Source organism: Neptunomonas sp., from assembly GCF_016744175.1.
Classification (GTDB): domain Bacteria; phylum Pseudomonadota; class Gammaproteobacteria; order Pseudomonadales; family Balneatricaceae; genus Neptunomonas.
Map to the genome: position 1 here is coordinate 1 of NZ_JADGEV010000076.1, position 10228 is coordinate 10228.

10 protein-coding genes are annotated in these 10228 nt (G+C 42.1%); 5 read left to right on the top strand and 5 right to left on the bottom strand.

Annotation, left to right across the window (positions count from 1 at the left end):
- The 3 genes from groL to QZZ55_RS19305 all read right to left on the bottom strand — a co-directional run.
- The coding region (gene groL, locus QZZ55_RS19295) for a chaperonin GroEL (RefSeq protein ID WP_293269053.1) at positions 1 to 1616 on the bottom strand (1616 nt) is incomplete at its 3' end.
- 68 nt (positions 1617 to 1684) lie between these two features.
- Positions 1685 to 1978, bottom strand: coding sequence for a co-chaperone GroES (locus tag QZZ55_RS19300; RefSeq protein ID WP_028470489.1), 294 nt, complete (start codon positions 1976 to 1978; stop codon positions 1685 to 1687).
- Positions 1979 to 2129: 151 nt separating this feature from the next.
- The gene (locus QZZ55_RS19305) at positions 2130 to 2624 is read right to left on the bottom strand and encodes an FxsA family protein (protein ID WP_293269054.1); all 495 of its coding nucleotides are present in this window, start codon (positions 2622 to 2624) and stop codon (positions 2130 to 2132) included.
- A 313-nt stretch (positions 2625 to 2937) separates the two neighbouring features.
- Here QZZ55_RS19305 and QZZ55_RS19310 point away from each other — a divergent pair, with 313 nt between their 5' ends.
- From QZZ55_RS19310 to QZZ55_RS19325, 4 genes are all read left to right on the top strand, one after another.
- Complete coding sequence (locus tag QZZ55_RS19310; protein ID WP_293269055.1) at positions 2938 to 3699, top strand: SDR family oxidoreductase; 762 nt, start codon at positions 2938 to 2940, stop codon at positions 3697 to 3699.
- A 110-nt stretch (positions 3700 to 3809) separates the two neighbouring features.
- Positions 3810 to 5195: an MFS transporter gene (locus tag QZZ55_RS19315; RefSeq protein ID WP_293269056.1), complete on the top strand. Its 1386-nt coding sequence runs from the start codon at positions 3810 to 3812 to the stop codon at positions 5193 to 5195.
- A 108-nt stretch (positions 5196 to 5303) separates the two neighbouring features.
- Entirely contained in the window at positions 5304 to 5531 is a 228-nt protein-coding gene (locus tag QZZ55_RS19320) for a hypothetical protein (protein WP_293269057.1), read from the top strand.
- A gap of 142 nt (positions 5532 to 5673) precedes the next feature.
- Positions 5674 to 5844: a hypothetical protein gene (locus tag QZZ55_RS19325; RefSeq protein ID WP_293269058.1), complete on the top strand. Its 171-nt coding sequence runs from the start codon at positions 5674 to 5676 to the stop codon at positions 5842 to 5844.
- 261 nt (positions 5845 to 6105) lie between these two features.
- Here QZZ55_RS19325 and QZZ55_RS19330 read toward each other — a convergent pair whose 3' ends face one another.
- The gene (locus tag QZZ55_RS19330; RefSeq protein ID WP_293269059.1) at positions 6106 to 6588 is read right to left on the bottom strand and encodes a YajQ family cyclic di-GMP-binding protein; all 483 of its coding nucleotides are present in this window, start codon (positions 6586 to 6588) and stop codon (positions 6106 to 6108) included.
- Between the two features lie 132 nt (positions 6589 to 6720).
- On the opposite strand from QZZ55_RS19330, the gene QZZ55_RS19335 reads away from it, so the two are divergent.
- A complete protein-coding gene (locus QZZ55_RS19335) occupies positions 6721 to 7644 on the top strand; it encodes a 2-dehydropantoate 2-reductase (RefSeq protein ID WP_293269060.1) in 924 nt (307 codons plus the stop codon).
- A 102-nt stretch (positions 7645 to 7746) separates the two neighbouring features.
- Here the strand turns inward: QZZ55_RS19335 and QZZ55_RS19340 are convergent.
- Positions 7747 to 10228, bottom strand: a 2482-nt coding sequence (locus QZZ55_RS19340) for an SdrD B-like domain-containing protein (RefSeq protein WP_293269061.1), incomplete at its 5' end; no start/stop codon positions are given.

Consider the following 10228-nt stretch of genomic DNA (forward strand, 5'->3'; position numbering starts at 1 on the left):
CCGCCCATGTCTGGCATGCCAGCTCCAGCGCCAGCTTCCTGAGGCTTATCAGCAACCATTGCTTCAGTTGTGATCATTAGACCAGCAACAGAAGAGGCTGCCTGCAAAGCAGAACGTGTAACTTTAGCTGGGTCAAGGATACCCATTTCAAGCATATCGCCGTAAGTGTCGTTACCAGCGTTATAACCGAAAGAACCTTTACCTTCGCGTACTTTAGAAACAACGACTGAACCTTCACCGCCAGCGTTGCTAACGATTTGACGCAAAGGAGCTTCCATTGCACGGCAAGCCAACTGAATACCGATAGTCTGGTCGTGGTTGTCACCTTCCATACCTTCGATAGCCTGCAAAGCACGAACCAAAGCAACGCCACCGCCAGGAACAACACCTTCTTCAACAGCTGCGCGTGTTGCATTCAATGCATCTTCAACACGTGCCTTTTTCTCTTTCATTTCAACTTCAGTTGCTGCACCTACTTTAATGACAGCAACACCGCCCGCTAGCTTAGCAACACGCTCTTGCAGCTTTTCACGGTCGTAGTCTGAAGATGTATCTTCAATCTGAGCACGAATCTGGTTAACACGTGCTTCGATAGCGTCAGCATTACCTGCACCATCAACAACAATAGTATTTTCTTTAGTAACAGTAACGCGTTTAGCCTGACCCAAATGCTCTATAGTCGCTGTTTCCAGGCTGAGACCCACTTCTTCAGAGATAACAGTACCACCAGTCAAAACAGCGATATCTTCTAGCATTGCTTTACGACGATCACCAAAACCAGGCGCTTTAACAGCAGCAACCTTAACGATTCCGCGCATGTTGTTAACAACCAACGTTGCTAAGGCTTCGCCTTCAACATCTTCAGAAACGATCAACAATGGACGTGAAGATTTAGCTACCTGCTCAAGTGTTGGAAGTAGATCACGGATGCTAGAGATCTTCTTATCAACCAATAGGATGTAAGGCTGTTCTAGTTCAACCGTCATGCTTTCTTGGTTATTGATGAAGTAAGGAGACAGGTAACCACGGTCAAACTGCATACCTTCAACAACTGTCAGTTCGTTTTCTAGGCCAGTGCCTTCTTCAACTGTGATAACGCCTTCTTTACCAACTTTTTCCATTGCTTCAGCAATCAACTGACCAACAACGTCATCAGAGTTTGCAGAGATAGTACCTACCTGAGCAATGGCTTTAGTATCAGCACAAGGAACAGCCATTTCTTTAATCTGCGCAACAACGGCTGCTGAAGCTTTATCAATACCGCGCTTCAGATCCATTGGGTTCATACCCGCAGCAACGGATTTTAGACCTTCACATACGATAGCCTGAGCCAATACTGTTGCTGTTGTTGTTCCGTCACCCGCTACATCGTTAGCTTGTGAAGCAACTTCTTTAACCATCTGCGCGCCCATGTTTTCGAACTTATCTTCTAGTTCGATCTCTTTAGCTACAGATACACCATCTTTAGTGACGGTAGGTGCGCCAAACGCTTTATCCAATACAACATTACGACCTTTAGGGCCCAATGTAGTTTTAACAGCGTTAGCTAGAACATTTACACCTTCCAGCATTCGCTGGCGAGCATCATTACCAAAACGTACGTCTTTAGCAGCCATTGTTTCTAAATCCTGTTTCTTATTAATTCGTTAATAATAAAATGACGATAGCAGTAAAAGTGCTGGTATTAGTTTTCCAAAACACCGTAAATTTCGCTTTCGTTCATAATCAACAATTCTTCACCGTCGATCTTAACCATGTTAGAACCTGCATACTGCCCAAATAGGATCTTGTCACCTACTTTGACCGATAAAGGCTGTACTTCACCATTCTTAAGTACACGACCCTCACCAACAGCAAGAACTTCACCTTCATTCGGCTTTTCTGCAGCAGAACCTGGTAGCAAGATACCGCCAGCTGTTGTTTTTTCTTCTTCACTGCGACGAACTACTACACGATCGTGAAGCGGACGAATTTTCATCTAATTTCTCTCCTGATGGTTTAATCAAAACGCGATAAGGCTATTGATAAGTCAAAGACCGTAACCATCTGGTTACCGGTTGTTATCTTAAGTGGGGGCACACGAGTGCATTTCAACACCCGCTAAGAATATTTTTAGAGATATTTGCAGATTAATCATCACGGCGAAATTCACCGTCGATAATATCGCCCTGTCTAGGCGGCTTCGAAGGATCTTTAAAAGAAGAGTTTTTATCAAACTTAGGCTCATCAAACGTATCGGTTTGGCCAAATGACTGTTGATTTGACATCGACGCAACTTTAAAGCGTTTCATCAAACCTTTAACAAACGCCTGACGCGTCATCGGGATCAAACAACAAAACCCTATAATATCAGTCACAAAACCCGGTGTTATCAATAAAGCACCACCGACGGCAAGCACGAGCCCTTCAACCATTTCTTGTGCTGGCATTTCACCTGTTTTAATACGCTGTTGTGCTCGAGCTAAAGTCGACAACCCCTGATACCTCAGCATATTTACGCCGATGAAAGCAGACATCAACACCAAACCAACGGTATACCAGGTACCAATAATCTGCCCGACGTTAATAAGAACCGTAATTTCAATAATCGGTATCAAAATAAACAGTAAAAAAAGAATTGGCATAATAAAAACCTATATTATTTCGTATATCAGATCAGATGCTAAAAAAATATTCAAGGATTAGACCATAGTCTAAGCAAATCTATTCTTAGATAAACAACAATTCAGATATTATTTTTAATAATATTAAAATCAAATACTTAGCACGAACACCCCTTACTAACCTTGTCACAACAAATACGCACATACCCGTATTAAAGACAAAATGCTGATAGACATTTTAGAAACCACCCTCTATGTTTGTTGCACTGCAATATTTTGCAGTGCACAATAAGAAATTAAGACAAGTAGCAATCATAGAACAGGGTACCCTACGATGGAATTGAAAGATAAAGTTATCGTTATTACCGGTGGCGGCCGCGGACTAGGTCGTTCAATGGCTTTAGAACTAGCAGGACGTGGTGCTAAACTAGCACTAGCCGACCTGAACGCAGAAGACTTGGATGTTACTGTTGGTCTTTGCATGGAAAAAGGCGTTGAAGCTCGCGGATACATCGCTAACGTTGCTGATGAAGCAAGCGTTGAAAAGCTTTTCAATGACGTCGTAGCTGACTTCGGTACGCTGCACGGACTAGTAAACAATGCGGGCATCACACGTGACGGTCTGTTTATTAAAGTAAAAGACGGAAAAGTCGTTAAGAAAATGTCTATGGACCAATGGAATTTGGTTATGGACGTAAACCTAACGGGTACTTTCCTATGTGGCCGTGAAGCCGCTGTTAAAATGATCGAAACAGGTTCACAAGGATGTATCGTTAACATCTCTTCTGTTTCACGTTCAGGCAACATGGGCCAGACTAACTACACTGCTACCAAAGCAGGCGTACAGGCCATGGCAGTTACATGGGCTAAAGAATTAGCACGCTACGGCGTACGAGCAGCTTCTATTGCTCCAGGTTACATCGGTACTGAAATGGTACTTAGCATGAAACCAGAAGCGTTAGAAAAAATTGCTGCAGGTATCCCTGCTAAGCGTCTGGGTACACCAGAAGAGATCGCTAAAACTGTCACATTCATTCTTGAAAATGACTATGTTAACGGTCGCTGCATTGAAGTGGATGGTGCACTGCGCATCTAATGCCAGCCACTGTTTTAAAAAAGCCGACTTTATGTCGGCTTTTTTGATGACGTTTACATATTCCCTCAAGCCGGACACAATAGCGCGCATCGATTACGAAGGTTTTCTCCATGTCATCAGTTGATTCGCTACCAGATACCTGGCTAGGCTCGTTAAAGGTTTATCTTCACCCACGTGCTATTGCACTTTTGTTTCTTGGTTTTTCTTCAGGGTTACCCATATTACTGGTTTTTGGAACCTTGTCTTTTTGGCTGAGAGAGGCTGGTGTCGAACGAAGCGTCATAACCTATTTCTCTTGGGTCGGCCTCGCTTATGGTTTCAAATGGCTGTGGGCGCCTCTTATTGACCAATGCTCTCTTCCTTTCCTTGCCCGCTGGTTAGGCCGGCGCAGAAGCTGGTTACTTCTATCACAGTGTTTATTAATCGTCAGTTTGTCAGCATTAGCCTTCTCTGATCCATTATTACACTTAGAATACATGGCATTACTAGCTATTGCTGTCGCTTTTAGCTCTGCAACTCAGGATATTGTCATTGACGCATATAGGATTGAATCAGCTGGTGAACGTTTACAAGCAGCAATGGCGGCTACCTATATGGCAGGTTATCGGTTAGCCATGATTGTTGCTGGTGCAGGGGTCTTAGCATTAGCAGCGTGGGTTGATGTAGACCCTTCAGTTTACTCCAAAGACTCTTGGCAGGTAGCTTATCTCTGTATGGCCGCTCTGATGGGGACAGGACTGATTACCACCCTAGTGATTGCTGAGCCTCCTGCCATTGAAATGGACCAGGAAACATTAGCACAGCAACGAGATATCACTAAAAAAGCGGAACAAATGGCGCATTTACCTTCGTGGTTATCACGCTTTTTGGGTTGGAGTTATATTGCCATACTTTGCCCATTTGCTGATTTTATTAAGCGCTACGGAAAACAGGCCATTATCATTTTGGCCCTCATCGGAACTTATCGTATATCAGATGTCATTCTTGGAATAATTGCCAATGTATTCTATGTAGATATGGGATTTAGTAAGCAAGAAGTGGCTAAAATCATCAAAATCTACGGCGTTGTTATGACAATTATAGGTGCCGGTTTAGGCGGTATTTTGGTTAACCGGTTTGGTGTAATGCGAATTCTTTTTATTGGAGCCGTATTAGCCGCTGCTACTAATCTCTTATTTGCTTGGTTAGCCACACTTGGCCACGACACTACCATGCTGACCATCGTTATCTCTTTAGACAATCTTAGTGGAGGAATAGCGACAGCAGCTTTTGTTGCTTATTTATCCAGTCTTACTAATATTCAATATTCAGCAACACAATATGCTTTATTCAGCTCCGTGATGTTGTTGTTTCCAAAATTTTTGGGAGGTTTCTCTGGTGGAATTGTTGATAGCTTCGATTACACTTGGTTCTTCACCGGAACAGCCGTCCTTGGAATACCTGTATTGATTTTAGTATGGATGGCAGCACGTATATCACCTGTCAAATCACCATAATGAAATAGTTACCTCCATCATTAGACGCGAATGATAATGATTACTATTTGCATTTATATTTATATTTGTTTATCCTATTCTTCGTATATCTAACACGGAGGATACATCATGACCTATCAAATAAACGCCTGGCTGGAGCGCGCTGACCCATATATAAAAGTTATCCATAAAGCTCGTAAGATACCGGTCATTCAATGGAATGGTGATCAAGTAAAAGAGATGATAGCCACTGGATCTCTTTGCCCTGCAGACTTCTCAGACTCTAGAACGAATGAGCAAGAACTTATCAAGGAGCTTTTTCTTTTATCATTCCTTGTTGAGGACAGCGCAATATGAATTATTTGTGACACCGTTGACTTTACAGTAAATAAGTTAGATTATGCATCACAACGTATATACATAAGATGTACTTTTAATATGCATGCAAGCACGCTTTTCTGATGTCTTTTTCTCACATTACCTGCTGAGGTCCTAGGCGATGGGTACAAAAAAGAAACCAAAAAATAGCCAACTTGTGATTCGTATCAACGAAGATGAGCGTAATGATTTTGTATCATTATGTGATGAACTGGATACGAGTGCAGCTCGAGAGTTACGCCGGTTTATACGTAATTTTATTGCGGAGCATGGACAAGAGTCTAAAAATTAAGACTGTTTAGTCAGCAACACAATATTCATGGAAATTAAACGGAGAAATTCAAATGTCTAAAGTATCTACAAAAGAAGTTAAAAAAGAAATCAAAGCACGCGCAGCTAAAGTTGAAAAACAAGAAGGTAAAATCAAGAAGTTAAAAAAACAGCTTAAAAAAAGTAAGTAATACTGCTTTTTAGCGACTGCTCAAGGGGCGGCCTGATTTAACGCCGACCCCTTGTGTATTTACACCAGCAACGCTGATAAACCTCTTTACTATTAATCGCGGAAATTATTGTATTGTAACGGCATATCAATATCGGAATTCTTCAATAATGCCATGGCCTGCTGAAGATCATCACGCTTCTTCCCTGTCACACGCACTTTTTCACCTTGTATTTGTGTTTGTACTTTCAACTTCGCATCTTTTATTACTTTAATAATTTTCTTCGCTACTGGCTGATCAAGCCCCTGCTTAATAGCTAGCTCTTGACGCGCTTTAACACCCGAAGTATCTGGGTCTTTTTCTTCTAAGCATTTAATATCAATGCCACGAGCGATCAATTTGGAGCGAAGCATTTCCAACATTTGCTGAAGTTGAAAGGCAACTTCTGCTTCCATAGATACATTGTCACCATTCAATTCGAACCTAGCCGCAACTCCTTTAAAATCAAAACGTGTCTGAAGCTCTCTGCTAGCCTGATCCACAGCATTGGTTACTTCATGTTTATCCAGTTCAGAAACAATATCAAATGATGGCATACTCGTTTTCCTTAATGTCTTTTATTACAGTATTAGCTACGTTATTTTAACCAAGCAAGCGAGGCTTTTCACCTTATGCATCAAGCTGAAAAGCATTTCACGTCTTTATGATGCGTTATTCAACGGATATTTATGCATTGGCATATTCTCGGCGCTGGCGCCATCGGCTGTATTTGGGCAGCTCAGCTTTATAAATCCAAACATGATGTTACTTTAATTCTTCGCAGTAAAGAACGCCTCCAACAATTATGTGAGAGCAAAGGAATAATTTATCAATCTCTCAATGCTGAAAGCTGTGCATATAATGTTGGCGCTGAGCTGGTAAAAAACAACACGCCCATAAAGAACTTACTCATCTGCACAAAAGCGTACTCTACTATTAGTGCATTAAAATCTGTCGCCGGTAGACTAACCAGTGATGCCAATGTGGTACTACTTCAAAACGGACTAGGGCCTCAGCAGGAAGCCGTTAAGCTCTTTCCTGAGCTATCTCTTTGGGCAGCCACAACAACAGATGGTGCATACCTGAATGCTCCCTTTCATGTTGTACGAGCCGGGCATGGGGAAACTCTCATTGGTATGATTTCAAAGAAAAAACCACTGACTTATAACGATTTAATCCCCTCTCCTTGTGGTGACTTAAACATATCATTGAGTGCTAATATCGAGCATAAATTGTGGTGCAAAGTTGCTATTAATGCAGCCATAAACCCATTGACTGCATTAAATAATTGCAAGAATGGAGCATTAGTATCAAATACAGTGCTTACAAAAAAAATGCAGACAGTATGTCAAGAAGTAGAAATGATCGCTGCCGCCTGTGGACAAGATCTATTTGACAAACCCTTATATGAAATGGCTATTTCTATAGCCAATGCTACCGCAGAAAATTATTCTTCAATGCTACAAGATATCAAACAAAAGAGACCAACCGAAATTGAACAAATCACCGGTTTCCTATGTAAGCAAGCAGACAAGCTCAACTGCAATGCTCCAGAAAACAATTTACTATTACAGCAAGTAAAGCAACTCTCTACCGCCATTTCATCTGCTTAACCTCAAACAATAAAAAGCTCGAATGCCCTCGTGATTTCCCTTCTCTAGAAACAAAAAAAGCCCAGCGAAAACGCTGAGCTTTTTTAACTTACAAATAGATATTTACACTATTTGCTGCTCATCAGCAGTACCCAAGATAGCCATATCTGGTATATCCAATACATCAAATGCATTAGATACCGCACCGTCATAGGCAAACTCTTGCTGATCCATACCAAGATCTAACATGCTAAGGTTAGTCTGGTTTGAAGCACTAGAGGACTCAAGGCTTTCGAGATTGCTTAAATCAATACCATCGCCTTTTGCGAAGTACACATCAACAAGATCAACTGTAGAGCCATCAGTTTGTTCAGCTGTCGACCAATCCAATAAACGGTTACCGTTTTGTTCAGTGTCAGCGCCTTCTGTGCGTGTTTCAAATTGCACATCCAAAGCAGCCAAACCAGCATCAGCCAATGAACTTAACTCACCAGCATCCGTAATACCGTTCTCGTTTGCATCCTGCCAAACTTGAAGTTGAGCGAACGCATCATCCGAAAGGTTAATTACGCCATCACCATTAGTATCAAATGCAGCTAATTTACGGAATCCGTCACCGGTATTATCACCGCCAAACATCTCACTACGATTATCAATCACACCGTTGCTGTTAGCATCGTGAACAATGAAAGCATCAGAACCAGAAATCCAACCGGTACTATCAGCTGATCCATCGTTATCCATATCAAAACGAGTACCAGCATCAACACTTAAGGTTTGTACGCCGTCACCATCCAGGTCAATGACGATTGGGCAGTAATAAGCACCTACATCCCAGTTATTATCCTGCTCACCTGCATCAAGCCAAATCCAAGCAGTATAACCACCACTATTCACATCAGAGTCCGCACTATCCGTTACTCTGTCTTTAGCTGTGAACTCATAGCCGTAAGGCAGTGTGCTCTTATCAGCGCGAACGTAGTAATAACCTTCATCTAGATTATCAAACGAGTAATCACCATTAGAGTCAGTATACGTTTTAGCTGCCCATACAGTTGCACTACCAGTCCATTTATATAAATCTAAACGAACACTGTTGATTCCACTTTCAGAAGAGTCTTGATAACCGTCCTGATCTCTATCATGCCAAACACGATCACCTAGAGAAGCTTTCTGAGCACCTTCGCCATTAACAACAACTTTATACGTTGACTCGTTCTCGCCACCGTTTCCATCACTGACTACATATGTGAAAGAAGTCGTTGCTGTTTCACCTGTGTTCAGCGCATCAAACTCACTGTTTGTGTCGAATTCAACTCGGCCATCCGTATAGATATAAAGAAGTCCACCATTACTACCGGTAGCAACATCCCAGTCGTCGCCACCGTTGGTTAGGTCTTCACCTTCGAGCGACTTAACCACTAGAGCATCACCGTCAGCATCAAGAGCGTTAGCCAATGCATTCGTTAATGTCTGTCGCCCGTCGTTCTCAGATACAGTGACACACTCATCACCATCAACTGGCGCTTCGTTCATTGGATTTGTAGTCGTGTCACAGTTCTTCAACACTATGCTATCGATACGCGCATATTCAGAACCTTCACACCAACCGACAATCTTAATCGTATCGCCAGTATTTAGCTGTAGGTCTTCAATCGTGATTGATGCAAATCCATTAGTATGATCACCAACCTGTTGGTCTAAATTGATCGTCTTAACAGTTGTGCCATTTATCTTAATTTTAATTACACCAGAACCATCATTCTCGTCGATATAGTTCAACGTGAAGTCATAGTTACCGCTGTCTCCATTAAAGGTAGTTTTCACATAACCATCATGGTCAGAAAGCTTAACCACCTCGCCACCAGAAGCCGCTGAGTTAGATTCGATTATGTAATCAACACGCTGCATATCTTCTGCTTCGATGATGATTGGTGCACATTCACCGCTGTCACAAACAGACTCTTTCACCTGTACATTTAAGTGCTGAATCTTGAAGTAGTCATTAGAGCTTGTTGTTTTAGCAGCAATGATCATGACATTACCTTCATACTCACCTGAGTTTAGGTCAGCTACTCGTGCACTACTGCTACCATTACTTACTTCAGTGAAGCCCATGTTTGATAGAACGGAGTCACTCAAGGTCAAATGGCTATCAAATGCACCATCTACCGTTCCAATCCATACACTCATATCACTATCATTAACTACATAGCCTAATGTAGCGCTATCGATAGTTACGGTGTCACTGAATTCAAACAGTACGTAATCATCTGCACCGTTGTTATCAACCGTATGACTGCGACCAGAACCGCTTTCTCCACGGTTAGTCACACCCAAGCCACCTGAGAATGTGCCTAGGTAAGCAGTATCCCAATCACCTGTTGAATCATTTCGGCTGAAAGCACTTGCATTAACCGTTACACCGTTTTCTGTGTAACTGCGGATATTTCCGTAAGTACCTGAACCAGAAGAGCTGCCGTTGAAGTTAAACGCAACATCCTTAGTTGTGTATTCAACGAGACCTGCATCTACTGTTAGGTTGTTATCACCTGCAGCCAATACGTACTGCCCTGTTACACCACTTGCATTGGCGTCAGAATCG

What these genes read in the sequence shown, in the direction of transcription:
- QZZ55_RS19300 (WP_028470489.1), bottom strand. Translation starts at nt 1,978, where the DNA reads ATGAAAATTCGTCCGCTTCACGATCGTGTAGTAGTTCGTCGCAGTGAA.
- QZZ55_RS19305 (WP_293269054.1), bottom strand. Translation starts at nt 2,624, where the DNA reads ATGCCAATTCTTTTTTTACTGTTTATTTTGATACCGATTATTGAAATT.
- QZZ55_RS19310 (WP_293269055.1), top strand. Translation starts at nt 2,938, where the DNA reads ATGGAATTGAAAGATAAAGTTATCGTTATTACCGGTGGCGGCCGCGGA.
- QZZ55_RS19315 (WP_293269056.1), top strand. Translation starts at nt 3,810, where the DNA reads ATGTCATCAGTTGATTCGCTACCAGATACCTGGCTAGGCTCGTTAAAG.
- QZZ55_RS19320 (WP_293269057.1), top strand. Translation starts at nt 5,304, where the DNA reads ATGACCTATCAAATAAACGCCTGGCTGGAGCGCGCTGACCCATATATA.
- QZZ55_RS19325 (WP_293269058.1), top strand. Translation starts at nt 5,674, where the DNA reads ATGGGTACAAAAAAGAAACCAAAAAATAGCCAACTTGTGATTCGTATC.
- QZZ55_RS19330 (WP_293269059.1), bottom strand. Translation starts at nt 6,588, where the DNA reads ATGCCATCATTTGATATTGTTTCTGAACTGGATAAACATGAAGTAACC.
- QZZ55_RS19335 (WP_293269060.1), top strand. Translation starts at nt 6,721, where the DNA reads ATGCATTGGCATATTCTCGGCGCTGGCGCCATCGGCTGTATTTGGGCA.